The following is a 24,885-nucleotide window of genomic DNA, read 5'->3' as shown; positions in this document are numbered from 1 at the left end:
TGATCTTCTTCGCACACCTCCTCTTGGTTGTGGTCCGGGTTCTTTTTACGGAGTTCCTACGGTCCATGACCCGCATGCCCAGATTCTTTGCCAGCATGGCTTTGCTGGCCATGGCCTCAGCCCAGGCCACCCCTCAGCTTGTTGATGGCAACAAACGCCTGCAGTTGGGCCGCTACACCACTGCCGACGCCCTGCCGCAGCCGCATCTGAATGAGCCGCTGGCCCTGGTGGCCCAGCTCACATTCCCGCGCGAACAGGTGACGACCGTTGGCGAAGCCATCGAGTACACGCTGCTTCGCACGGGCTATGCCCTGGTGGATTCTCAATCACTGACTTCCGATGCGCGGCGCTTTCTCGGTCTGCCGCTGCCCGAGGCTCAGCGCACGCTGGGCCCGTTTTCTGTTCAAGACGTTCTGAACGTGCTCGTGGGTACGGCATGGCGCTGGCACACCGATCACATCACTCGCCGCGTTTGGTTCACCCTGGCCAACGCACCCAAGCCTCGCCGCCTGGAGCCCATCGTCAGCCCTAGCACTACGCCTCAGCCGAAGGCATCCGCCAAGGAGTGAGCATGTCGGAACAAAGCACTGTCGATGCAGACGTACAAGTGACTGAGCCAAGCGTGCCACCGCCGCCGCCTCCCGATGCGGCAGATTTGCCGCGCGCGGTTTCAGTGGCACCCGAGGTCACTGGTGTCGATGATTCGGCTGTCGATCATTCTTGGTTGAGCGAGCTTGAGACTGCCGCTCCTCTCAGTGCTGCCACTGCAACTGCGGCGGCAGCTGCTGCGCCTGTAGAGGCTCAAAAACGGCCAGGATTCCTCGCCCGCGCGTTTGGTCGCGCACCGGCTGCAGCAAGGCCACGCAAGGCCGAGGTGCCTGTGAGTGTTGAGTCCAGCGATATCCCCTCTCGACGCAAGCCGACGAACCCATGGGTGCTGCGCACAGTCGGCATTGCGGGTGTCGTGGGAATATTGGCAGTGGTGTACCTTCAGTACGGGCCGAAACGTCTACCAGCACTGGATCTGCTTGGCTCATCGCTTCCCGAGGCCGGCCTGGTGACGCCGCAGCCTGCTTTCGATGCTTCCGAGTTTGATCCGCGCCTGGCTGACACCTCCCCGCTGCCCCTTGCGCCCTTGGCTGATGCGGCTGCGGCACCTATCGGCGGAGCACCAGCTGGCGATGCGGACCCAATCCCCGTGGGCATGCAGCCAGAATTCGATCCAGAGGCGGTTATGCGTCAGTCTGCAGCTGATGCAGGCGTTGCCAGCCTGGGGGACGCGGGCGCTGTGCCGCAAGCCGTGGCCAACGTGGCCCTCCAGCGAAATGAGGCCGCTGCAGCAGCACCGGCTGGTAGTGCCCCTATTACTGCCGCACCAGCGCCGACTATGGCGGTGGCCCCCACGGCAGTAGCGACTGCAACACCAGTCGGCGTCGACCCCCAGGTGCTTGATCGCATGAAGCGCATGGAAGACATGATGTTGCTGATGTCCCAGCAGCTGGCCGCGATGCAGCAGGCCAACGCGCTTGCTGGCAAGACCTCTGCGGCACCGGCTCCCGCTCCTGCGGTAGCGCCTGCAGTGGCTCCAGCAGCCGCACAGGCCGCCCCCGTCGAGCAGCCGTCGCCGCGCCCAGCGCCCAAGCGCGTAATGGTGAAGGCGAAGCCCGCGACTCCCCGCCAAGCAGCAAAGGTCGTTGCCGCGAAGCCAGCTGCAGCTCCTGCAGGTGCCCAGCTTGTGTCCGTCGATATGTGGAACGGCGAGCCGTCGGTCGTGGTCGCGTCGGGCGTGCCCGGTGATCGCCGCGTGCGTGTCTTGCGCCCAGGTGATGTGGTCAATGGTCTGTCGCTCAAGTCGGCAGATCCTGTGTCTCGCACAGCCACATTCGTGGCTCCAGGCAGCCAAGGCCTGACCCTTTCAGTGAGCAATGGAGGCTGATTCATGAAAAAAACTGCCTTTATTGCCACCGTGGTCGCATTGCAGCTGAGCACGGGCGCCCTTGCGCAGCTGCGCACTGGCCGCACTGCAGAAGCGGGCTCGCTGCCCAGCACGACTCAACAGGGCCGCTCGCAACTGGACGAGACAGCGCGTGCAGTGCAACAGATGTGGGGTCTGACTGCCGATGAGATGCAGCGCGCCAAGGTGCTGTCGCTGGGACCTCGTGCTAATTTCTCGGTCAAGGAGCTCTCGCCCCTTGAGGTGCTGGGCATTCATGCTCGCAACGATGCAGAGCGCCGTCAGTATGCCGAGCGCATGGCGCGGATCTTCCACCAAGATGTGGAGCGAAGCATCTTGTGGGACCGTGAAATGCAGGCGGCTATGGCCCGCCTGTATCCCAACGAGCCGATGGTGAACTATGACGGCCTGCCGCGCGTGCAGTCGTCTGTAGGTGCAGCCGACATGCTGAACGTGCCGCGCACGCAGATCATCGAGCGTGCATCGCCAGCTCCTGCCAACCGCGGAAAACGCTGATATGCGCTGCCGGTTCGCCATCCTCGCCCTTGGATTCGCTTGCAGCGTGCCGGCCCTGGCCGGCGTGGAGCTGGAGATGATCCACGACAGCGGTAAGTCTGTGCCGTTGGCGCCCTATGTGGCCCAGATCGTGGGCGGCACAGATGAGGCGAATGTGCTCGACGGGCTGCGTTTCCCGTTTCGCAGCCAATTGCGCGGCGGTGTGCTCAAGCAAGACGGCGTGCAGGTCTTCAATGGCCAATGGCTGACTCAGCCCATGTTCGTGATCGGCGCGGACGACGCGTCTTTGCGCTGGGTAGCCTTCAATCACAAGAAGCTGATACAGCTCAATGCAGTCGGCATTGTGGTGCAGGCAGCAACGCCAGCCGCATTCAAGCTGCTGCAGCAAGTGGCCAGCCCCTTGCAATTGGCTCCTGATACAGGGGCATTCCTTGCAGACACATTGATCGCCAAGGGTGCGCCAGTTTTTCCCGTGCTGGTGCACAGCAATGGCCGCGCCTACCAGATCCTGCCTCAGCGCACGTTTGCGGAGGCTCCATGATCGGACTTGGCCTGGTGCATTTCGGATCGGAAGGCGCTGTGAAAGCATGCGCCAATGCTCGACTGTTGCGTGCTGGGCTGAGCCAGCTTGGAACGCCTTTTGTGGCTGCGCAGTCCCAAAATGTTCCAAGCCTTCACGGCATGTTCCAACTGGAGGGCATGCAGTGACTGACGGGACCATGGAAGGCGTGCTGAGGCCGCCAGTCGAAGCATTGAGCGCTGCCACAGCTTTTGGGATTGCTGGCGTGGCAGCAGCCGCACCATGGGCGCTGATGATGCCCCACTCGCTGGGCGCAGTCTCGGGTGCAATCGCTGCCGGCTTCGGTTGCGTGCGTGCGCGCCAGGCCTTCCAGGTCTATAGCTATCAACGCGGGCTGAAGTTCACCAAGATGACGCGCTTGGCCCCTCACAAGCTTCCTGTCAATCTCAAGGAGCATCTCTACCTGGGCGAAGGCTTTGAGTGGACGCAGTTGCACACCCAGCGCTTGCTGGACGCGCGTGAGACAGATGTTCAGCGCTTCGTGAAGGCCTCGCCAACCGAGCTCAAGCTCGCAGCGACCGGCGAAAAGATGCGCAAGTGGGCGCAGGCCAAGACCGACAGCCTGCTGGCCAGGGTACTGGAGCGTGCGCTTGATGTCGGCGGTACCGCCAACCCCTTCGCCACGGGCGTGGACCTGGGCGGCAACCCTGTGCTTCATGGCGTGGGAGTGCAGAACGAAAAGCCGGTGGTGTTGCGCCAAGGCTCGCGCTCTGGCCACTTGCTGGTGATGGGCACGACTCGCGTGGGCAAGACGCGCCTCTTGGAGCTTCTGTGCTCTCAGGACATTCATGCCGGCCATGTGGTGATCGTCATCGACCCCAAGGGCGACGCGGAGCTGATGCTACGCATGCACGCTGAGGCACGACGCGCTGGCCGCCTGGATCAGTTCTATATGTTCCATCTGGGCTACCCGGAGATTTCTGCACGCTACAACGGCATTGGCAATTTCGCGCGTATCACCGAAGTCGCTGGTCGTGCGACGAATGCCCTGCCCTCCTCGGGCAACTCGGCTGCATTCAAGGAGTTCAGCTGGCGGTTCACCAACATCGTGGCTCAGGCCCAGGTGGCACTCGGCCGCATTCCGACCTACGAGACGCTGCTCAAGGACGTGACTGGCATTGACCCGCTGTTCATGGACTACGCGGGCATGACGTTTCGTAAGCTCGCGATTGACCATCCCCAGCGCTTCGGCAGCTATCAGGACCGCCTGGTGGAGCTGGAGCGCGCTATCGTGGCAAAGAAGGCCCCGGTTCCTAGAAGCCTGCAGGATCGTTCGCCCGATCAGGTGGCGATGTATCTGCTCATCAAGGAAGCACGACTGGACGACAAGGTACTGGTCGGCCTGGCGGCCGCATTCAGCTACGAGCGTTCGTTCTACGAAAAGATCATTGCCAGCCTGGGGCCATTCCTCGAAAAGCTCACCTCTGGCGCAGTTGGCAAGCTCATCAGCCCGGACTACTTCGACCCGAACGACAAGCGGCCGATCTTCGACTGGATGACGGTGTTCCGCCAGGGCGGCATCGTGTATGCCGGCCTGGATGCCTTGTCTGACTCCGTGGTTTCGTCTGCCGTGGGTAATTCCATGCTGTCCGATCTCGTTTCGACCGGCGGCAAGCTCTACAAGACAGGCCTCGACCCACACGGCGACGGGAAGCTGCAGCTGCCGACTGTGTGTTGCCATTTCGATGAGGTCAACGAGATTGCAGGCCCCGAGTTCGTTCCGATGGTCAACAAGTTGGGCGGATCGGGCTTTCGCATCACTGCATACACCCAGTCGATGTTCGACATCGAGGCGAAGGTTGGTGACAAGGCCAAGGCTGGCCAGATCCTCGACAACTTCAACCACCTTTGCATGCTGCGGGTGCGCAGCAAGGCGACCGCGAGCCTGCTGACGGACCAGGTGCCACAGGTCAATGTAACGGTGCTCACGCCAGTATCGGGCGTGTCGGACACGGCTGCTCAGGGCAATGGCGTCGATTTCACCAGCCAGAACAACGACATAGCGAACAAGTCGAAGGCGCCGCTGATCGAGCCTTCGGACGTTCTTTCATTGCCACAGGGTCAAGCGTTTGCGCTGCTGGAAGGCAATCGCTGCCACAAGATTCGTATTCCTCTGGCTGATAGCAAGGACGACCCGTTCATACCAGCTTCGCTCAAGGCGGTTGCTGAGGACATGAAGCGCCGCTATCGCACGAGTGAGACGTGGGCCGCAGAAACCGATTGGCTCAGTACACAGCCCTTGGGCGCTGGTGCAGGTGGGCTGATCGACACGGATCTCGCCTCTGCCTTTGATGACGATATGCCTGGCTACGCCATGGCAGGTGCAACTTCGTCCGCCGTGGCCGGCAACGTGATGGGGCCCCACTTATGACGGCTCCGAACTCGTCCGCCAGAAAGCCAAGCACACACGGCCCTGTGGGGGTGGCCGTGTTGGTTGGCTTTGGACTATTCAGCGTGACAGTGTCCTCGTGGCTCATTGGTCTGGTGATTGAAGTCGGCGGTGGCTATTTCTTCTGGCATGGCCAGGGCATCCGCCATGCACAGGAGATGGTGCAGCAGGATCTGCGCTATATCGCAGCCGCTCCACGCAGTCTGCTAGTGCCAGACACCGTGGACTTTTCGCTGCGCATCGTGAAGTGGGTGCGTATGCCCTACGAGCGTCTTGGCGCGCTGCGCTGGTATCAGCGCAACTTGGCCGCCCAGCAGGCTGGTACAGATGCGGCTCTGCCTAGCTTTCTGGGTCAAAGCGTGCAGCCCCAACTCAAAGGGCTGGCCAAGGCCGGTTCGTCGTTCATCCACATGCTCAGTGAATGGGTGGTCATCAGCATGTTTGTCCTGCAGGACGTTCTGCTGCGCCTCTGCACTGCTGTTTTCGCGCTCCCCGCATTTGCGCTCGCTTGCCTGATGGGGGTGATCGACGGCCTGGTGCGCAGGGATCGGCGCCGTTGGCAAGGCGGCCGCGAATCCTCGTTCGTCTACCACCACGCCAAGCGCTATGTGGGCTGGGCGCTTACAGGTGGCTTTGGCTTGTACCTGTCCTGGCCATTCGGCGGCTTCAACCCGGCCTACATGGTTCTGGTGTTCACCGTGCTTGTGGCATTCACCCTATCGACAACGGTAGGCGCGTTCAAGAAATACGCATGACATTGATTTTGAAGGAGATATTGATGAAACGCTCACGACATTCGTTCTTTGCCCTCTTGGTGATTGGAGTGCTCTCCACCACTGCGATGGCCTGGGCAGATGTTACCGACGACGAGCTGGAGCGCGAGCGCTTGGCGCGCATCGCTGGCGAGATCGAGCAGGTGCAATTGATGGTTGCTGACGCGGAGAAAGCCGCGCCGACCGGCCAGCGCGTGAAGTTCCGCTACGACTGGCTGCAGCGCGACCTGGAGCTGCTGCGCCTCGGCGTAACAAACCACGTGGATGCACCTCGCCAGCCTCGCCCAGTCGCCCCATTGCGTGGTGACTATCGGCAATAACCAAAAGAAAAACAAACCATGCGTTCAGAAATGGCGACGGCATTCGTACAAGGCGCCGGCTTCAATCCTCAAAACTTGAAGTACCTGATTTTTGTCTTGGTGTTTGCGATAGTGTTTTCTGTCGGTGCATGGCTCGGGACACTGATATTGAAGGCCTTTGGGGATGGAGAGCTAGATACATCGGAGGCCATGAGGGCATGTATTGGTGTCGCTATTACCGTTTTATTAGTGACCGGAGTGCTTGGATCAATCATCCTATAGAAATCAATTAATCGACAGGAGAAATCATGAAGAAACACTTGAAAAAAATTAACTCTGGCATCGCATCTATCGCATTGGCTCCGGTTGTGCTGCTTGCAACCTGCCCTGCTTTTAGCGCTCTGCCAACAATTCAACCTCCAGCAGGTGGAAGTATCGGCGGCGGCACCACACAAGAAGGCGATATTCTTGGGATCATAGGCGCTTATCTGAAACTCGGATTTACCATCCTGGGTTTGGTCCTTGCGGTTGCCGCATTTTTATATGTGGTAATTGCTTCGCTGCAACGCTATCGCGACTACACCAAAGGCACTATTCAGCTTGGCGATCTAAAAGAGCACGTAATTGTTAGCGTCATTATTCTCAGCCTCGTGGTGTTGATGGTCAATTACGCTACTCAGACCCTGGCCTGACATGACAGCGAAAGACACCCGTCCTCAAGGCATGTCCATTGCTTCGGCTCCGCTGACCGATCGCGTGAACTCTGAGCCACCTATTATCAATGGCATGGCAGCAAGCGAAGCCGGGTACATTGGGGCCGTGTCTTTCGCCGCCAGCCTGTTTGTCGGAGGCGTGGTTGCATATATCTCGGGACTTTGGATCACTGTTCCAGTTATATGCATTATCGTGCCTTTCACAGTGCTGTGGTATTCATCACTGTACCTGCAAGAAGTAAAGAGAAACCGCCCTGAAGGCTACTACCTTCATTGGATGCATTTTTTTCTCGTGTCGCACAACTTGGCCAAGCCAAAATTTCTGGTTCATGACGGCCGGATGCAATTGGGTTGCAGCTATCGCTTGAATTCGATCAGGGCTGAAGCCAAATCATCGGAAACCAAATAATGAGCAGTGGTGATTATCTGGACGCACTTGCGTCCGAGCGCAGCCATAGCGCAAAGCTTACCAAAATCATATTTGGCATAGTAGGGCTGGCAGTGGCTGGCATGTGGTTCGCTTCGCGCGTTCCAAAGAATATCGACTTGCACGTTGCGCCAGATATTAAGGCGGGTGACACGATACGGGTTATTGATGGGCAGTCTCCAGTGCCGTCTACAAATGCCTACGGTTTTGCGTACTACATCTGGCAGCAGATTAATCGCTGGCAAAGCGATGGCTCTCAAGACTATGGCAAGCAGATTTATGCGATGCAGTTCTATCTGACGCCTCGTTGCCAGGCGCAACTGCAAACCGATATGCAGCAGCGTCATGCCAAAGGCGAGTTGCGCCGCCGTACTCGCCAGATCAGCGAGATCCCCGGATTCCCGTACAGCGAAAACCGCGTGATCCGTGAAGGCTCGGATGCCTGGACGGTGCTGCTGGACATGCAGGTTCAGGAGACCTTCGCAGGGCAGCCGGTCAAGGACGTATTCATTCGGTACCCGCTGCGCGTGGTGCGCTTCGATGTGGACCGTGAGCGCAACCCATGGCGTCTGGGCTTGGATTGCTTCGGCAGTAGCCAGCCCGCGCGCCTCAATCCTGCGGAGCTCAAGCCTGGCGCGCCGGTTCAAGCGGACCTGAAAGCACCGCGTCTGCCCGGAACTATTGCCCCTTCGAGCCTGCCTCGTGACACCTCTGTCGATTGATCCACATGATCCAACGTCGTTCTCTTTCGATCTGCCTCCTGGTCGCCCTGCAGCTTCTGCATGGCAGCGTCGCTGCTCAGCAGGTCGAATCGCTGGCGGGCAGTACCGAGACGCCCGAGTTCAATGAGCCTATTGACCTGGGCCAAACGGGTGCAGCAGCTACAACACCAGCTGCAGGAGCCAATGCAGGACGCGCCCCAGCTGGCGGGCGCATGGTGGCAGGCGTGAGCGTGCCCGCACCGCTGGCGAATACAGCCGTGGGCTCCGCCAGGCGCGCAGCTGCCGAAGCGTCTCTACGCCGCGTTGGCCCAGCTCCTTTGACTTCTGGCCCTGCCGAGCGTGCTGTGTTTGCGCGTGAGCCAGTCCGGGTGAATCTGACGGTCGGCCAGGAGCGCCTTGTGACCCTGCCAGCCGATGCGTTGCTGCGCATGCCCAGTGACATGGATAGCGTGGCGCGTATCGAGTCGATCGCCGGCACGATCTATGTGACTGCGCTCGTGCCATTCACGGCGATCCGAATCATTGCCGAGCTGGTGGATAGCGGCCAGCAGATTCCGATGGATCTGATTGCGGTAGCCGCTCCAGACGCTAAAGACTCCAAGGGCAAGGTCGTGTCCACGCAGTCCGCTAAAGGCGAGCTGCAGGTTTCTGTGATCGAGCCCACGACCGTGCCGAACCCCATTGGTGGAGCTGCATTGTCTGGCGGCCAGTCTCAACAGCAAGAGAGTGTTGCTGCGGACATGGTGCAGCTCACTCGACATGCTGCCCGCCAGCTCTACGCACCTCGACGCTTGGCTGGTGGCATGCCAGGTGTGAGCCAGGTTGGCGTAGGAACCGAGCCCGTGCCGACACTGTTCCGTGGCTCTGCCGTGGACGCTGCGCCCGTAGGCCAGTGGAAGTCGGGAAACCTGTATGTGACTGCGGTGCGCGTCACCAACCGCTCGAGCTTTGCCCTGGAGCTGCCCTTGGAGAGCTTGCGCGGGCGCTGGCTCTCGGCCACGGCCCAACATGGCCGGATCGGTGCTGCTGGCACTGACACCGACACCACGGCGGTCTACCTGGTGTGCGATCGCACTTTCGAGTCCTGTCTGTGAGGCCCCCATGGCAGTGAAAAGCAACAAACTCACCCCTGTTCTTGTCATTGTGGCCTTCGTCATCGTCGGCTCGGTCATCGTCATGCGCCAGAACAATGCACCGACCGCTGCGCCCATGGCAGCCGCCCCCCTGCCCAAAACGGCAGGCGCCGATGAGGACACGCCCAGCGAGACGCTGGCCACAGTGGTGGCCTCCAACAAGGATCTGCGTGCTGATATTCAGGATGTGCTCCGTGCTAACCAGGATTTCAACAAGCGCCTGGAGCGCTTGGAGAAAGGTGCACCTGCAGGCACCTCTTCTGCTGGTGCTGTTGGTGGTACCAGCAATGACACAGATCCAGCCCCAGTCGATGTCTTTAAGCCCATTGGCGACGCTATCGACTCTGTTACAGGGCTTGGTTCGAATGCCGCCGGCGGAGGTCATCGTCCCGCTGGTGGCTCCCAGGATCTAGGCTTGTCCGGTGGCAGCACTGCCTACAAGGTGGTTCCGCCCATGGGCTACACCACCGAGACAACCCAGCATCAAGGGAAGATGGTTACGCGCTACGTGCGGGTAGCCCCGGACGGCACGCAATCCATGCCCAGTGCGGTCAGCGCGGCCCAGGCCGCACAAGCTGCTCAGGCCACTCAGGCGTCCACGAAGCCGCAACCCGTGGCTTATTTCACGCTGCCGGAGAACTCCACGCTGGCGGGCGTCACCGCGATGACCAGTTTGATCGGCCGTGTGCCGGTCAATGGCCGTGTGACGGACCCCATGCAATTCAAAGCCATGGTCGGGCGCGACAACTTGGCCGCCAACGGCTGGGAGTTGCCCGAAGACCTCGCCGGGATGATCGTTACCGGCGTGGCCGTAGGCGATATGGCGCTGTCGTGCACCGAGGGAAAGATCCGCAGCATGACTTTCGTGTTCAACGATGGTGCGATCCATACGGTTTCGGCGCGTCGTGCGCCGCAGACCCAGGCAGGTGCCGGCGTCACAGCCATCGCTACCAATGGTTCCACAGACCTTGGATTCATCAGTGATCTGTACGGCAACCCCTGTATTCAAGGCAAGTTCGTGACCAATGCGCCGGCTTACCTGACCGACATCATTGGTGCCAAGGGCTTGGGCGTGGCCGCCGAGGCCTTGGCGCAGGCCCAGACCACCACCATGGCCAGCAGCAATGGCACCACCTCCTCGATCACCGGAAATGCCGGCAGTTTTGCACTGGGCCGCATGGGTTCTGGAGCCACCGATGAGCTGGTGCGCTGGCTGACTGAGCGCCTCAAGAGCTCGTTTGACGCGGTGGTCACGCCCGCTGGCCAGCAGCTGGTCGTGCATTTGGACCGCCAGATCGAAATCGACAAGCCCGCCGACCCAAGAAAGATCGTGCACCGCACGCAGTCCCCCAATGTCCTGTCTGGAGCCCGCTATGGCCTCGAATAATCCCCTTCTTCTTGCCATCGTGCTTCCCGCGCTACTGGCTGGTTGCACGGCTATTGGGTCGCGCGAGTCTCCGCTGAAGGAGGCTACGGCTGGCAGTCCGACCCTGGTGGATGTGTATCGGGGCAAGTTTCAGCCCCCGCAGTCAGCAGCTTCCTCTCGTGAGACGGCGCGGGACCGCCTGGAGCGTGCGTCGAGTGCGCGCCCGATCGCGCGCGGCGACGAAATGACGCAGCGCTACTGGTCAGCCCTGGAGCCTATGCAACAGCGCTTTGCACGCGTACCCAACCCGGATCTAGTCATGGTGGTCTATCCCCACCTGGCCAAGGGCCGTTACCCCGTGCCTGGCTATGTCACGGTTTTCCCAATGTATGAGTCAACGGAGTACGCCATGCCCGGTGAGGTGGCCGAAGAGCTGCAACAAGGCCGCGCCGCATTCTCACGCGGCCGCACTGCGCGGGAGGCTGGCCAATGAGCGGATTGCTGGAAATGCTGGGCCTGTCTGGGGGCACCAAAGGCAGGCACAAGCGCCGGCTCATGACAGCCGCCGACCGCAAGCAGATGGCCGCCCGTCCGCCCTCCTTCACTGAGCTGCTGCCTTGGGTCAAGTTTTCACCCAAAGACCGCAACTTTGTGATGCGCGACGGCAAGACCTTGGGCGCGCTGTTCGAGCTGGGGGCTGTCGCTACGGAGGCGCAGCCGCTGGAGTACCTGCAAGAGCACTGCCGCAAGATTCAAGAGGCTATCCAGGCGATTCCCGAGGTCGACTCTTCTCCTTGGGTGGTCCAGTTCTTCCTGAGCGATGACCGAAACATCGACGGGCTGAACCAATACCTTCACGACTACATCCTGTCCCAGCACAAGGACGCCAATCGCGCGCAGGCCATCATCGACTCGGAATACACGCAGTCCGTGCTGAAAGAGTTCCGCAGTCACCTGTCGCAGGTTTCCCGAGAGCAAGGGCTGTTCACCGACACCTTGGTGACGGGCCAGACCTGGCGCGGCCAGCAGCGCCGTGTTCGCTGCTGCATCTATCGCCAGTTTGATGACTTGGTCAATGAGCGCCGCCTGGCCGAGCAGCAGATGGAGGCGGTGGCCACAACCTTGCTTGCCACGCTGAACGAAGCCGGCGTGACGGCGCGGCGTGCCAACGGCAAGGACTTCTACGAGTGGATGCTTCCATTCTTCAACCGTAGCGTGCCCTGGGCCAGCACGGGCGCCGAGCTGTTCCGCGGCGCGCCCTATCCGGGTGATGAGGCTCCAGAGGGTATTTATGACTGGGATTTTTCCGAGTCGCTGAACCTTTCGGAGCCCTCGTGCAACCAGGAACAAGGCTGCTTCGAGTTCGATGGCCAGCCGGTGAAGTTCCTCACGCTGCAAAACCTTCGTGCTCACCCTAGCATCGGGCACTTCTCCGCAGAAAGCCGGATCGGGAACGAAGCCTATGCGCGGTTTGACCGACTGCCGCCTGGATCGATGCTGTCTGTGACGGTGACGATTGCAGCGCAGTACCAGGTCGAGCGCCACGTCGAAGACATCAAAAGGGCTTCCCGTGCTCAAAACGCCGTGGCGCAGGAGACCCATAGAGAGTCGGAGCAAGTGCTCCAGCACATGGCCACCGGGGACAAGCTGTATCCGATGTTCATGGGGCTGTACCTGAGCGGTAAGACCCATGCGGATCTGGATGCGGCTGTTTCCGAGGTCAATGCCCAGCTGACGCCGACCGGGATGCGCTTCATCGAATCCCGAGAGGACTTGGTGCCGCATGACGCCTTCCTGCGTGCACTGCCATTTGCATTCGATCCCTCGTTCGACCTTCGCAGCATGCGACGGTCGCGCCTGACTTTTGCGAGCCTGATCGCCGCCATTTTGCCGGTCTATGGGCGCTCACGCGGCACGGCCAACCCAGGCTTTTGGTTCTGGAATCGCGGCGGCGAGCCGTTGTGGATCGACCCACTCAACAAGATTGACCGTAAGAAGAACGCCCATATGGTGGTGTTCGGCCCCACAGGTGCGGGCAAGTCGGCGACGTTGAATTACCTGTCCATGCTGGTGATGGCCATCCACCGTCCACGCCTGGTGATTGCTGATGCAGGCAAGTCCTTCGATCTGATGGTCAAGGACATGGCCACTAAAGGCTTGAGCGTGCATCGCGTCAACTTGAGCGGCGATACAGACGTATCACTGCCTCCATTCGTGTACGGCAGCCAGCTGCTGCAGGACAAGGAGATCATGGAGTCCTTCAAGGCAGCGGAGGAATACTTCGGCGCTGGAGCGGGTATCCCCTCCGAAGAGGATGCTGAGCTCGTCGGTGCCGAGCGACTGATGGAGTCGGTCAATGAAGTGATGGAGCCTGCTGACGCCGACGACGACTCGGACGAAGAAAAGCGCGACTACCTGGGCGAGATGCTCATCTCGGCCATCATGATGATTACGGGCGGTGAAGACGCCGAGCTCAAACGCATGACGCGGGCCGACCGCTATCTGGTCACCAGAGCCATTATTCGAGCCGCAGTGCGCGTGTCCAAGGAAGGCAAGCCCCATCCTCTGACACAAGACGTTGCCCTGGAGCTGACGGCCATGGTCAAGGACGCATCTCTGTCGGAGCACCGCCGCTCGCGTGCCGAAGAGATGGGCCATTCGATGATGAGCTTCACCACAGGCCTGCGCGGCAAGCTCTTCAACCGCTTGGGCCAGGACTGGCCCGATGCCGATGTGACCCTCGTGGAAATGGGCACACTGACCAAAGACGGCTATGAGGATGCGCTTGCTGTGGCCTACACCAGCCTGCTGGACTCGGTGCAGTCGCGCGCAGAGGCCGCTCAGCATGAGGATCGCCCCCTCATCATGCTGACTGATGAAGGGCACTTGATTACCACCAACGAGCTGCTTGGCCCGAAGGTGGCCAAGGGCACCAAGATGTGGCGAAAGCTCAATGCCTGGTTCTGGTTGGCCACGCAAAACTTGAAGGACTTCCCAGGCAGTATGTCCCGCGTGCTGTCCATGTGCGAGTTCTGGATGCTGCTGACCATGGACAAGAACGAGATCGAGGAGATCGCGCGCTTTCGTTCGCTCACACCAGAGCAACGCCACATGATGGAGTCTGCCGTGAAGGAGCCGGCTAAGTACACCGAAGGTGTGCTCATCAGCGCGAACAATCAGTGGCTGTTCCGAAACGTGCCACCGGCATTGCCCATTGCCCTCGCAATGACCGAAGGCCACGAGAAAGCCGAGCGCCACCGCCTCATGAAAGAGCAAGGATGCACCGAGGTTGAAGCGGCCTACCGCGTGGCGGCACGCCTGCAGGAGGCACGCGCATGATGCGGTCATCCCTCACTGCCCTGGTGCTGGGCCTTTGCTCTCATGGCGTCCTGGCCCAAGGCTCCATCGGCCCTTCGGTGACGACGGTGGAAGTTTTCGCCAATTCGGCCACGGTGGTGCGGCCGCCATTTCGCCAGCCTGGCTACGTGCTCAAGGTCTATCGCGTGGACGCCATGGCTCAGCTTGAGCAGCAGCTCAATGCAGGGCTGCCCAAGAACGAGGCCGACGCCATGGCCTACATGCGTCAGCACGAGGGCGAGATCCGCCGCCGCTACAAGGACCAGATCACCAATGCGGCCTCCGGCATGACGCTGGCCGTCCAGTACCGATTGGACCGGCTCCCGGCCATCGTCATCAATCGCGCCAAGGTCATTTATGGAGTTGCGGATGTGGACCGCGCCATCGAACTATTCGCCGCGGCTCAGCAGAGGCCTTCCCGATGAAAAAACGAGCTTCCCTAAATCTCAGGCTGCGCCGTCTCGTCGCGGCCGTCAGTACGGCCTCGATGTGCGCCGTGCTCACACCGGCCACCACCATGGCAGGAACCACCACCCCGGCCATCATCGCGAATACGGCCAAGGCAGCCTTGTCTTGTGTGTCGTACTCCGTCGAGGGCGTGTGCTTTTTCTTGAGCTGCGGCTGGACCGGATGCTGGATTCGGACCTCGATCAAGATCTCCCACTATGTGCCAGACGTGGTGGTCAGCACCTACAACGAACCGCTGCGCCACCCTTGGACCGACATCGGCACGGTCGTGGCCACCACGTTGACAACGGCTGGATCTGCACTGACAGGACGGCTGCTGGACTCGTCCGCCGGCGGCCTGGACAGCAACTCGGCCATGGCGAACTTCAAAGGGGCGGATGCCATAGGCAATCCTGCCGGCATGTTTGCCAGCATGCTCGCGTCTGGCGGCATGTTCACAATGCCGAAGTCCATCGCATTTCCCACGGTTAGCGAGTTGGCCAAGTTCCCCTCGAAGGAGCTACCCAATATTGGGCGCCAGTGGACCCAAGTGCCTGCCAGCATTGCAGAAACTGTGGCATCTGATGCCAAGGGTCTGTTGAGCTCGGAATCATTGCTGGCCAGCCTTGGAACGATCCTCAAGACCATTGAGGGCGTGAAGCAGGTGATGGAGATTGCCGAGACAGTGCAGCAGATTCAGGCAGGCATCGCCGGTCTGCAGCAGCTCTCAGAAATACTCTCGGGCAGCACCGGAGGTGCCCTCTTCTGTCCTGGCGGAGCCAGCTATTTCAACCTGCACTTCCAAAGCGAGCTCGATGCGCCTTTCTGGCGCGGCATCGTGCCCGTGGAAATGATCTACCCGCAGGCCTGGGTGCCCGGATTAGGCGAGATCGGGTCTGGCTACACGCAGACCTGGGGCAACGTTTACCCACGCACCGGAGAAATCATCCAGTCGCACCCCGTGAAGGCCTCAGCCGTGCTGGCTGAGAGGGTCGCCTCGATCATCTACAAGGAGGCTCAGCCGCACATCTATTCGCGTGTCCAGCCCTCCGGTGGCTATCGCTACTTCAACTATGGGGAGAAACGCAAATGGCAGATGTTGTATCCGCAGGCTTGGTCCGGGTGCCAGCAGTTCGGCCAAAACGACTCGCTCTCACTGACCTCCTTTGGGGACGGTGCAACCAGTTCCGATGACGGCTACGCCTGGAATCTTTGGCAAAAGTACACCTGTTGCCGGCGCCGTGGTGTCTATCTCTATTCCGTGCCTTGACCTCCCACTCCAGTATCACTATGACAATCACACATTCCCCTTCTCTGCGCCTCAAGCGGATCTGCGTGGCCGTGAGCCTGGCCTGCGTGCTGGCTCCCTCGGTCGTGGCACCGGCTGCCGCACAGACGATTACGTCTTCAGGTCTTTATTACCGGATGGGAGGCGGCTCTCCAATCAGCGCTGCGCCCCATCGCAGTGCCTTGTCGATGCAACTGGGCGCTGGCGTCCGCGCAAACTATTCCTGCGGAAAATTTGACATTGGCCTCTCCTGGTCGGATCTCATGAACAGCATTCAGAACCTGGGTGCAACCATCACTGGAGCCGTCCAGGCGGGCATCTCGGCCTTGCCGCTGTACTTCCTCCAGCGCGCACAGCCTGGCCTTTACCAACTCTTTCAGAACTTCAGCCAAAAGGCGGATCTATTGGTGTCCGCGTCGCTCAAGACCTGCGAAGAGATGGAGTCGATGATTAAGAATGGTCAAGACCCGTATGAGGAGTACATTGCTTTGGCAAAGGGCGATGCCTGGAAGGTAAAGGCCAACGCGGGCGGCAGCGTGGTGAATGCCAAGCTCGATATCAACAAGAACGAGTCTGGCCAGCGTGCGGGGCTGCCATGGGTGTTCGGTACCCGCGCTGGGGGTGCTGGCACGCCACCGATTCAGCCGATCCGTGACCTGGCGGTGGCTGGCTACAACGTCACGATCAACAAGGCTGCCAATTCGCTGGCAACGGCGAACTACGGTAGCTCCTCTCTGGCATCGACACGACTGGTCCAGGCTTTCAAGACACCTGAAGACTTAGCCCGTTGGAGTTCTGAGGTCCTTGGTGATCAGAAAATCTATATGTGCACCCAAGGCTCCGATTGCCCGAGCCCCACCATCACCTCGACGGCGACTGGCCTTGCACCGAAGTTTGAGCGCGAGCTGGACGAGGTACTGCCCACGATGCGCAATATGGGCTTCAGCACTTCAAGCAGCCATGCCGACCTGGCCAAGGTCAGCGCTCCCGGCATGGCCGTGAGCCCACAGCTGATGGACGCCGTGCGCAAGCTGCCGACCGATGTGCGGTCCGTGGCCATTAACCGCCTGGCCCAGGAGGTTGCGGTCTACAAGACCATCGACAAGGCACTGATCGCGCGTAACGCGCTGATCTCCGGTATGAGCCTGCCCGAGGCCACGGGCGCTGCTCCCGTTAGATCCGAGGTGCAGACGAAGATTGACCGCCTGACTCAGTACATCAACGACATGATGTTTGAGTTCCGCATTCGGAAAGAAATGACCGGCGAGACAGCTTTGTCGATTATGGGCAACCAGCAGCAAGCCGGGGCCGCGTCGATGGATGTGCAAGGCGGCACGCGTGCAGATCCTGCGCCGTTGGTCGACGGACGTGTGAGCACAAGATGACCGACACCGAAAAAGTCGTGGAAGCGTCTGAGTCGGTTCCAAAGCGTAAGGGGCGGCTTCGTCGTTGGCTGCCCTGGCTCATCTACGGTGCCTTGATCGTTTTGATTGGCGGCACCTTATTGACCTGGCTGCTCAAGCTGGAGCCCTCACAGGTCGTCTCTGTCTCAGCGTGGTTTCGCAAGGGCGCGCAACTCGGGACGCTTACTCAGACCGCCCTGTGCTGCTGGGTGATTGTCAGTTGGCGTCCGATCGTGGCCTGGGGATTCAGACGCGGCTACGTGGCCAAGCATGAGCTGCGGGCGGTGCTGGCGATGCGCTGGCGCGTTGCCGGCATGCTGACGATGTACCTGGCACTCGTGCCAATAGGCGCGGGCAATATTGCCCGATTCATCATGGGCCTTATCTCCTGATCGATATGCAGCTCGATAGCTATCTTGAACTTTTTACGACGCTCTACGGCTGGGCATTCGCCAACCTTCTCGGCGAAATTTTGACCGGAACCGGCCTGGCCGCCCTGCCCTTCGCGCTCATCGCGTTTAGCGCGTGGCATAGCGCTAAAGAAGAAGGCGCAGGGTTTAACGGCGTGCTGGCTCTCATCGAGTCCATACAGACCAAGCTGATTACAGCATTGCTGGTTATGGCCCTGTGCTTCGCCACCACGCCTCTCACCTCGCTGCACAACATCAATCTCAGCTACAAGCCAGAGCGAGCTGCAGATGGTTCTGAGCCTCAGGTCGTGTCGACACAGGGTGGGACGAACTCGGGCTACGACCGAGCGATGGCCGACGCGGTGAATGGGTCTTTTGCCCGATCTGGAAACCTGTCCTATGTCCCCTTGTGGTGGTACAGCGTCATGGGGCTGTCCTCTGGCATCAATGGCGCTTTTCGGGCGGGCATGACCAGCTCTGAACGCGATCTGCGCGTCGTAGCAGATCTGGCCAGGATGGCCACGATTGAAGATCCGGCTCTGTTGCACGATGTGCAGCGCTTCTACAGCGAGTGCTTTGTGCCTGCGCGCAGCCAGTATTTCTCGATGGACAAGAATCAGATCTCAGCAAACGGCCGAGGCATTCTCGCAGAGGGGAGCATCTATGGCCCCACGGATGTGGACTGGGTGGGCAGCCAGTTTTTCCGAACAGAGCCCGGTTTCTATGACGTGATGCGCTCATATAACCCGGTGCCTGGCTGGAGCATCGACTTCAATCGCGACAGCGAATACATGCAAGGTGGCGGTTCGGATCAGGGCTTTATGAACCCGGACTGGGGGCGCCCAACTTGCAAGCAATGGTGGGAAGCTGACGCTGCTACAGGAGGAGTGCGAGAGCGCCTCACCAGCAACACCTCGACATGGCGGAGTCTCTTGCAAGTCGCCCAAAACACTATCACGTTTAGTTCGACAGATGAGGCCAAGGATGCCATGGCAAAGCTAGCCTTTGAGAAGGCCAACCCGACATTTGTTAGTCCTGACAAGATGCTGGGCGACGACTATGGCAAGGGCACGAACGCGTGGCGTACTGTCACAGGGGGGATTAGTACCATCGGAGTAGGTAAACAGGCATTTGAATCCTCACTCGGCATGGTCCCATTGTTGAATATGCTTCCCATGCTCCAAGCACTTGTACTGATGGCGTTGTATATGTTCCTGCCATTGATCGTAGTGATTAGTTGCTACGATTTGAAAGTGATGGTGGTTGGTGGATTAGCAATATTCACAGTTAAGTTTTGGGCCGTCATGTGGTATGTGGCCCGATGGGTTGACGCCCATTTAATCGATGCGATGTACCCAGGTTTGACCGGATCTGCATTGATGCAAGAGATTACGCAAAGCGTGAGCTCCGGTCAGCCGCAACTATACAAGCGCATGATTCTTAACACTTTATTGGCAATGATGTTCATTGCACTTCCACTCATCTGGAGTTCCATGATGGCGTGGGCGGGCTATCGACTTGGGCTTGAAAACTCCAGCATTAACAAAGCAGACAACCTCTCTAACAAAGCTGGTAAGGGGTCTAGCGTTCGATTAAAACGTTGACAGCTAGTTAAAGGTCTTCTTCTTGTTCGCACCAATACTGAAGTTCACCCATACCAATTTCTCCATTTTGGAATGCAGTATGGGCATCGTAAGCGCAGGAGATCGAGGTGCTTTCCTCATCATCCGTCATGGGCGAAGTGAAGAAGGCCCAAGCAGCATTCCAGAGCGAGCCAAGCACTAGGCCTCCAACGATGAGGAGGACTCGCCAAAACAGGCCGATGAGTGCGATAAAGAACTTGAGCATAAGAAGCCCCAACGATGTGAAATGGATCTTCATGTTTCCCTGGGCGATCGTGCATTCCACACGATCCAAATTGAGTGACTTCCACATCCCTCGAAGGCTGGGCGTGAAGCTTCTATGTATCGAACCGACTGAGGTTCAGATTGTCAACGTTGCGCGATCAAATCAGAAGTACCAGTGCAAGTATGCGCAATACACTGAAAGTCCATCATCGATGCAGACGCCGCGTGTAAATCAAATCTCTTTCGAGTCAAACTCTTGGGTTCGCTGAGTAGACGGCCGATATTTTTCATAACATCGTTGGCACCGGACTTTGCAACGCCGACGACAGGCCATCAAGTATTCCACACAGCTCGACGACCTGCCCGGAACAGCATTGCGCTCTAAGAGCGATCAACTGTCCCTCGAGAGCCTTCAGCTCCTCAATGCGTTTGACTAACTGCAGGATATGTTTGTCCAGAAGCTCATTGACCTCGCCGCAAGGTTCACGCTGCCTATCTTTCAATTGAAGTAAAGACCGGATATCGTCCAGCCCAATATCCAACGAGCGGCAATTTCGCACAAACGCTAGTCGCTGGACGTGCGATTCGTCATATCGCCTGTAGTTGCCTGCCGTGCGCGCTGCAGGTGGCAGCAATCCCTCCTGCTCGTAGAAACGAATTGTTGGGATCTGCACCCCTGTCGCGCTGGCCAATTCACCGATCTTCACTCTGTATTCCCTGGCACTAGTTGCGGGTTTCCCTTGACTCTCAATCTGCTTTAGGGTTTTTAATGATGCGCTAGATAGGCTCCGAAGTCAAGTGACGGCGTGATGATCAATCAGAGTGCGCTGTCGCATCTGATGCCGTTACTACGTGCAGCGAACCAGCGATCAGGAATTCAAGGACAACTGACTATGAACAATGCAATGACGCAAGCAACTTGCGGCTCAACATGTGGGTGCGCTACAGGAATCACGAAAGCGACAGTTGCGCCGCTCGTGACGGGTTTTTTCATAGGCAATATGGACTGCCCTAGTGAGGAAGCCCAGATCCGCAAGCGGCTAGCGCAAATTGATGGCATCCAAGATGTAGTTTTTGACTTGCCCGCTCATTACGTGGAAGTAGTGCATGAGCCTGCCGGCCAAAATGCAATCCTGCGTGCACTTCACGACATTGGCATGCAGGCGGTCGTGCAGCCCAGGTCTTCGCAGCTTGTCTATCTCATCCAGCAAATGGATTGCCCCAGCGAAGAACGCCAGTTGCGCGCAACGCTGGAGCCTTTGGAAGGGGTACAGAAGTTGGACTTCGACCTGAAGGCCCACACGTTGACGGTATCCCATACGCTCACCGATACCACTCCGATTGCCCAGGCCATCGTGAATCTGGGTATGCAGCCGGTAGAAAAGACGGCGGGTAGCATGCCAATCGCTGTCGAAGCCCTCCCCCCTCGCATGGTGGCGTCTTCAATCCGGACACCAGTGCCAGGCAACGGTACACGCTTCCTTATTCCGAATATGGATTGCCCCACCGAAGAGGCAACAATCCGTAAGCGCCTGGGTGCAATCAACGGTATTGAGCGACTGGATTTCAACCTGATGGGGCGACGGCTGGATGTGCTGCATCATTTGCCGGACCCTGCGCCGATCCTCAAGGCGCTGAACGATGTCGGCATGAAGGCCAGCATCGAGCGCAGCGGCGACACCGCGCCGCAGGGCCAAGCCATCTACCTCATCGAAAAAATGGACTGTCCAACCGAGGAGGGGCTGTTGCGCAAGGCGCTCGAAGGTATGCCAGGGGTGAAAGCACTGAATTTCAATCTTATGGGTCGTACGCTTACCGTGAGCCACGATCTTGCCGATCTGGCTCCGGTGACGACCGCGATTGAGCGACTCGGCATGGCTCCAGTGCTCCAAAGCACCTCTGACCCAGAGCCATCTGCGCCCCGTGATTTCGGCACCAGCATCTCGCGCGGGCAATGGATTCGGATGGCGGTCTCCGGCGTACTAGCGCTCGGCGCAGAGGCCATGGTCTTTGCGGGGGCATCCGAGGCCTCCTGGCCCATCATTCTTGCGTGCCTCGTGGCCATCAGCTTGGGTGGGGTCGAGACCCTCAAAAAGGGCTGGATTGCGCTGAAGACGCGCTCGCTGAACATGAACCTGTTGATGACGGTCGCCGTCATCGGTGCGGCCCTGATTGGGCAGTGGCCTGAGGCAGCGGTGGTGATCTGGCTCTTCGGTATCGCTGAGATGATTGAGGCCTTGAGCCTGGATCGGGCCCGCAATGCCATCCGCAAGCTGATGGATCTGGCGCCGGAGAACGCATTGGTACGCCAGCCGGACGGGCAATGGCATGAAGTCAAGGCGGATTCCGTGCCACTCGGCAGCATTGTACGGGTGCGTCCGGGCGAACGCATCGCATTGGATGGTGAAGTCGTCGCGGGCCAATCATCGGTAAACCAGGCGCCGATCACCGGTGAGAGCATGCCCGTGGAGAAAACCGCCGGTGCCACGGTATTCGCCGGTACCATCAACGAGCGCGGCACGCTGGAGTTCCGCGTTACCTCTCGAAAGGGTGAAACCACTCTCGACCGTATTGCACGATCGGTGCAGGAAGCGCAGGGGCAACGCGCACCCACGCAGCGCTTCGTGGACAAGTTCGCCAGCATCTATACACCGGCGGTCTTCGCGGTTGCTCTCGCCGTTGCGGTCATTCCTCCGTTCGCTTTCGGGCAGCCCTGGTTCGAATGGGTCTACAAAGCGCTGGTGATGCTGGTCATTGCCTGCCCCTGCGCATTGGTGATCTCCACGCCGGTTACCGTGGTCAGCGGCCTGGCAGCGGCCGCACGCCGGGGCATTCTTGTCAAGGGCGGTCTTTACCTCGAACAAGGGCGACACCTGAAATCGGTGGCTTTGGACAAGACGGGGACCCTGACCCATGGTCGCCCTTCTCTGACCGATGTCGTACCGTTGCGTGGCCAGCCGAGGGAAGAAGTTCTGCGGATTGCTGCGAGCATCGATGCGCTGTCGGAGCATCCTGTGGCCTCTGCCATCGTGGCCAGCTACAACCAACCGCATGCTCAGGTGGGCAAGTTCGAAGCGATCCCTGGACGAGGCGTCAAAGGCAACGTCGATGGAGATGTCTATTACGTCGGCAACCACCGGCTGATCAAAGAGCTGGGACTTTCAACACTCGAGATCGAGACTCAGCTCGATGCGTTGGAGAACGAGGCCAAGACCGTTGTGCTCCTCGCAACTGACCAGCAAGTACTCGCCCTGCTGGCCGTGGCCGACACGGTGCGCGACACCAGCCGGCAAGCAATCGCCGAACTCAAGTCGCTGGGGATCGAGCCAGTCATGTTGACTGGCGATAATTCGAAAACCGCGCAAGCTGTGGCTGCGCAGGTGGGCATCACCGACGCCAAGGGCGAACTACTTCCGCAGGACAAACTGTTGGCAATCGAAGGGCTACTCGCACGCGGGCCAGTTGGTATGGTTGGGGATGGCGTTAACGATGCGCCAGCGTTGGCCAAGTCGAGCATAGGCTTTGCGATGGGCGCTGCTGGTACCGATACAGCGATCGAAACGGCTGACGTCGCCTTGATGCAAGACAACCTCCGCAAGCTTCCTGAGTTCATCCGGCTATCGCAACGCGTTGCAGGCATCTTGACGGCCAATATCGTGTTTGCGCTTGGGACAAAGGCGGTGTTCATGGCCTTGGCTTTTACTGGACATGCAAGTCTGTGGCTGGCGATTCTGGCCGACATGGGGGCTAGCCTGGCCGTCGTTTTCAATGGGATGCGCTTGCTGCGGTCGTCTGAGGAAATCAAGCCCCATGGCCATTAAGAGGACTAATTTGTGGGTATACCTGCTGGCCGTGACTGTGCTTACCGCCGACATAGCGACCAAGGCGGCCATCGTCGCGTGGATTCCTTTGTATGGCTCCCATGAAATCACACCATGGTTCAACATCGGGCATTGGCTGAATCCAGGTGCGGCCTTCAGCTTCTTGGCGCAGGCGGGTGGATGGCAACGCAGCTTTTTAGTTGCTCTTGGCATCGCTGCTTCTGCCTTTCTCACCTGGCTTATTGCCCGCGAGAAGACTGCAACACCTGAGGCTGTGGGCTATGCGGCAATTCTCGGAGGCGCGCTCGGCAATGTTATTGATCGCGTGCGGCACGGGGCCGTGGTGGACTGGCTCGATTTCCATTGGGGTGATTGGCACTGGCCGGCGTTCAATGCAGCCGACATTGGCATCACCCTGGGAGCGGGGTTTCTGCTGATCGCTGCTTTTCGCGGCCATGAACGAAACGGCGCAGATTCCCATACGCCAGCAAGATGATCCATCTTTTCATTGACACATGCGGAGCCGTGAACATCGCTTCGGAGAAACTGATGTCCCACTCGACTCTACCAATGCCGCCTGCAAATGCACGCTGAACTTGTTCTCAAGACGCTAATGATGGGCGTCGTCGAAGGCATCACGGAATTCTTGCCAGTCTCCTCGACAGGGCACTTGATCCTGGCGGGCAATGCGCTCTCATTCCTTGCGAAAGAGAAACGCGACGTCTTTGAAGTGTTCATCCAGTTCGGCGCGATGCTCGCGGTCATCTGGGAATATAGGGCTCGTCTGGCAAACGTTGTTGTCTCAGCGCGTGCCGATCAGGGCGCTCGCCGGTTCTTAGTGAACCTCGCCATTGCATTCATGCCTGCGGCAGTGCTCGGATTGCTGATTGGATCTCATGTGCAGAGGCTGCTATTTAGCCCAGGGCCAGTGGCCGTCGCACTCGTAATCGGTGGTATCGCGATTCTGTGGGCCGAGCGGCGGCCCGTGCATGTAAAGGCCGAGCGTGCCGAAGAGATCAGCCGAATCGACGCATTGAAGATTGGTTTCGTGCAGTGCCTTGCACTTTGGCCGGGTACTTCTCGCTCAGGCGCGACGATTATCGGCGGGCTATGGTTCGGGGCTTCACGCCAGGCGGCGACGGAGTTTTCGTTTTTCCTTGGCATTCCAGTCTTGGGGGCCGCCTCCGGATACAACCTCTTTAAGCACTGGAACGCATTGTCGAGCGACGACATCGGCGTTTTTGTAATGGGTCTCCTTGCCTCTTTCGTATTTGCGCTGCTTGCCATACGCCTTCTGATGCGCTATCTGACCGGACATGGATTTGGAGTTTTCGCGTGGTATCGCATTGCACTGGGAACACTAATCTTGGCAGTGCTCGTCACGTAATCGTTCAGCAACCATGACGAAGATGAATATGTTGCCTCTTATAGGCATTCAGC

General features: G+C 59.2%; 25 protein-coding genes. 23 read left to right on the top strand and 2 right to left on the bottom strand.

All coding sequences use genetic code 11. The features are described 5' to 3' along the window. The first annotated feature begins 65 nt into the window (after positions 1 to 65). The 20 genes from pilL2 (at position 66) to CTATCC11996_RS18615 (ending at position 19,381) form a co-directional block, all read left to right on the top strand. Positions 66 to 569: a PFGI-1 class ICE element type IV pilus protein PilL2 gene (pilL2, locus tag CTATCC11996_RS18710; RefSeq protein ID WP_003062543.1), complete on the top strand. Its 504-nt coding sequence runs from the start codon at positions 66 to 68 to the stop codon at positions 567 to 569. Between the two features lie 311 nt (positions 570 to 880). Next, a complete protein-coding gene (locus tag CTATCC11996_RS18705) occupies positions 881 to 1,936 on the top strand; it encodes a hypothetical protein (RefSeq protein ID WP_238532428.1) in 1,056 nt (351 codons plus the stop codon). Between the two features lie 3 nt (positions 1,937 to 1,939). After that, entirely contained in the window at positions 1,940 to 2,470 is a 531-nt protein-coding gene (locus CTATCC11996_RS18700; RefSeq protein ID WP_003062539.1) for a hypothetical protein, read from the top strand. A gap of 1 nt (position 2,471) precedes the next feature. Continuing rightward, the gene (locus CTATCC11996_RS18695; RefSeq protein WP_003062537.1) at positions 2,472 to 3,011 is read left to right on the top strand and encodes a PFL_4695 family integrating conjugative element protein; all 540 of its coding nucleotides are present in this window, start codon (positions 2,472 to 2,474) and stop codon (positions 3,009 to 3,011) included. 178 nt (positions 3,012 to 3,189) lie between these two features. Further along, positions 3,190 to 5,421 carry a type IV conjugative transfer system coupling protein TraD gene (gene traD, locus CTATCC11996_RS18690; RefSeq protein ID WP_003062535.1) on the top strand — a complete coding sequence of 744 codons (2,232 nt, stop codon included), beginning with the start codon at positions 3,190 to 3,192 and terminating at the stop codon, positions 5,419 to 5,421. Then, positions 5,418 to 6,194 (top strand): TIGR03747 family integrating conjugative element membrane protein, encoded by a 777-nt coding sequence (locus CTATCC11996_RS18685; protein ID WP_003055200.1) that lies wholly within the window; start codon positions 5,418 to 5,420, stop codon positions 6,192 to 6,194. The genes traD and CTATCC11996_RS18685 overlap by 4 nt, the downstream gene beginning before the upstream one ends. A gap of 23 nt (positions 6,195 to 6,217) precedes the next feature. Next, entirely contained in the window at positions 6,218 to 6,532 is a 315-nt protein-coding gene (locus CTATCC11996_RS18680; RefSeq protein WP_003055199.1) for an integrative conjugative element protein, RAQPRD family, read from the top strand. A gap of 18 nt (positions 6,533 to 6,550) precedes the next feature. Then, on the top strand, positions 6,551 to 6,793 hold the full coding sequence (locus CTATCC11996_RS18675) for a DUF3262 family protein (protein ID WP_003062529.1): 243 nt from the start codon (positions 6,551 to 6,553) through the stop codon (positions 6,791 to 6,793). Between the two features lie 26 nt (positions 6,794 to 6,819). Beyond that, positions 6,820 to 7,203 carry a DUF2976 domain-containing protein gene (locus tag CTATCC11996_RS18670; protein ID WP_003055198.1) on the top strand — a complete coding sequence of 128 codons (384 nt, stop codon included), beginning with the start codon at positions 6,820 to 6,822 and terminating at the stop codon, positions 7,201 to 7,203. A 1-nt stretch (position 7,204) separates the two neighbouring features. After that, a complete protein-coding gene (locus CTATCC11996_RS18665; RefSeq protein ID WP_003055197.1) occupies positions 7,205 to 7,633 on the top strand; it encodes a TIGR03750 family conjugal transfer protein in 429 nt (142 codons plus the stop codon). Then, the gene (locus tag CTATCC11996_RS18660) at positions 7,633 to 8,373 is read left to right on the top strand and encodes a PFL_4703 family integrating conjugative element protein (protein ID WP_003055196.1); all 741 of its coding nucleotides are present in this window, start codon (positions 7,633 to 7,635) and stop codon (positions 8,371 to 8,373) included. The genes CTATCC11996_RS18665 and CTATCC11996_RS18660 overlap by 1 nt, the downstream gene beginning before the upstream one ends. A 5-nt stretch (positions 8,374 to 8,378) precedes the next feature. Beyond that, positions 8,379 to 9,467, top strand: a complete 1,089-nt coding sequence (locus tag CTATCC11996_RS18655) for a TIGR03749 family integrating conjugative element protein (protein WP_003062523.1) — start codon at positions 8,379 to 8,381, stop codon at positions 9,465 to 9,467. 7 nt (positions 9,468 to 9,474) lie between these two features. After that, positions 9,475 to 10,893 (top strand): TIGR03752 family integrating conjugative element protein, encoded by a 1,419-nt coding sequence (locus tag CTATCC11996_RS18650; RefSeq protein WP_003055194.1) that lies wholly within the window; start codon positions 9,475 to 9,477, stop codon positions 10,891 to 10,893. After that, on the top strand, positions 10,880 to 11,365 hold the full coding sequence (locus tag CTATCC11996_RS18645) for a TIGR03751 family conjugal transfer lipoprotein (protein ID WP_003055191.1): 486 nt from the start codon (positions 10,880 to 10,882) through the stop codon (positions 11,363 to 11,365). The genes CTATCC11996_RS18650 and CTATCC11996_RS18645 overlap by 14 nt, the downstream gene beginning before the upstream one ends. Beyond that, entirely contained in the window at positions 11,362 to 14,211 is a 2,850-nt protein-coding gene (locus CTATCC11996_RS18640) for a conjugative transfer ATPase (RefSeq protein WP_003055189.1), read from the top strand. The genes CTATCC11996_RS18645 and CTATCC11996_RS18640 overlap by 4 nt, the downstream gene beginning before the upstream one ends. After that, positions 14,208 to 14,654 (top strand): TIGR03757 family integrating conjugative element protein, encoded by a 447-nt coding sequence (locus CTATCC11996_RS18635; protein WP_003055187.1) that lies wholly within the window; start codon positions 14,208 to 14,210, stop codon positions 14,652 to 14,654. Before CTATCC11996_RS18640 ends, CTATCC11996_RS18635 begins: the two co-directional genes overlap by 4 nt. A gap of 62 nt (positions 14,655 to 14,716) precedes the next feature. After that, positions 14,717 to 15,946 (top strand): TraU family protein, encoded by a 1,230-nt coding sequence (locus CTATCC11996_RS18630; RefSeq protein ID WP_003062520.1) that lies wholly within the window; start codon positions 14,717 to 14,719, stop codon positions 15,944 to 15,946. Positions 15,947 to 15,966: 20 nt separating this feature from the next. Continuing rightward, positions 15,967 to 17,349 (top strand): integrating conjugative element protein, encoded by a 1,383-nt coding sequence (locus CTATCC11996_RS18625; protein ID WP_003055183.1) that lies wholly within the window; start codon positions 15,967 to 15,969, stop codon positions 17,347 to 17,349. After that, on the top strand, positions 17,346 to 17,759 hold the full coding sequence (locus CTATCC11996_RS18620; protein ID WP_003055181.1) for a hypothetical protein: 414 nt from the start codon (positions 17,346 to 17,348) through the stop codon (positions 17,757 to 17,759). The genes CTATCC11996_RS18625 and CTATCC11996_RS18620 overlap by 4 nt, the downstream gene beginning before the upstream one ends. Before the next feature lie 5 nt (positions 17,760 to 17,764). Continuing rightward, complete coding sequence (locus CTATCC11996_RS18615; protein WP_003055179.1) at positions 17,765 to 19,381, top strand: conjugal transfer protein TraG N-terminal domain-containing protein; 1,617 nt, start codon at positions 17,765 to 17,767, stop codon at positions 19,379 to 19,381. Positions 19,382 to 19,388: 7 nt separating this feature from the next. Here the strand turns inward: CTATCC11996_RS18615 and CTATCC11996_RS18610 are convergent, their stop codons facing one another. Both CTATCC11996_RS18610 and cadR read right to left on the bottom strand, forming a co-directional pair. Then, on the bottom strand, positions 19,389 to 19,658 hold the full coding sequence (locus tag CTATCC11996_RS18610) for a hypothetical protein (RefSeq protein ID WP_224648078.1): 270 nt from the start codon (positions 19,656 to 19,658) through the stop codon (positions 19,389 to 19,391). 253 nt (positions 19,659 to 19,911) lie between these two features. Continuing rightward, positions 19,912 to 20,331, bottom strand: a complete 420-nt coding sequence (gene cadR / locus CTATCC11996_RS18605) for a Cd(II)/Pb(II)-responsive transcriptional regulator (RefSeq protein ID WP_003079129.1) — start codon at positions 20,329 to 20,331, stop codon at positions 19,912 to 19,914. Between the two features lie 186 nt (positions 20,332 to 20,517). Between cadR and CTATCC11996_RS18600 the strand changes: the two genes are divergently transcribed. The 3 genes from CTATCC11996_RS18600 (at position 20,518) to CTATCC11996_RS18590 (ending at position 24,832) form a co-directional block, all read left to right on the top strand. Further along, positions 20,518 to 23,445, top strand: a complete 2,928-nt coding sequence (locus CTATCC11996_RS18600) for a heavy metal translocating P-type ATPase (RefSeq protein WP_003079126.1) — start codon at positions 20,518 to 20,520, stop codon at positions 23,443 to 23,445. Continuing rightward, positions 23,435 to 23,941 carry a signal peptidase II gene (gene lspA / locus CTATCC11996_RS18595; RefSeq protein WP_003062512.1) on the top strand — a complete coding sequence of 169 codons (507 nt, stop codon included), beginning with the start codon at positions 23,435 to 23,437 and terminating at the stop codon, positions 23,939 to 23,941. Before CTATCC11996_RS18600 ends, lspA begins: the two co-directional genes overlap by 11 nt. 87 nt (positions 23,942 to 24,028) lie before the next feature. Continuing rightward, on the top strand, positions 24,029 to 24,832 hold the full coding sequence (locus CTATCC11996_RS18590) for an undecaprenyl-diphosphate phosphatase (protein WP_003055168.1): 804 nt from the start codon (positions 24,029 to 24,031) through the stop codon (positions 24,830 to 24,832). Positions 24,833 to 24,885: the final 53 nt, after the last annotated feature.

Origin of the sequence: Comamonas testosteroni ATCC 11996, assembly GCF_000241525.1 — a bacterium.
Lineage (GTDB): Bacteria > Pseudomonadota > Gammaproteobacteria > Burkholderiales > Burkholderiaceae_C > Comamonas > Comamonas testosteroni.
The sequence above is the reverse complement of the archived record's forward strand: the minus strand, read 5'-3'. Positions and strand labels throughout refer to the sequence as shown.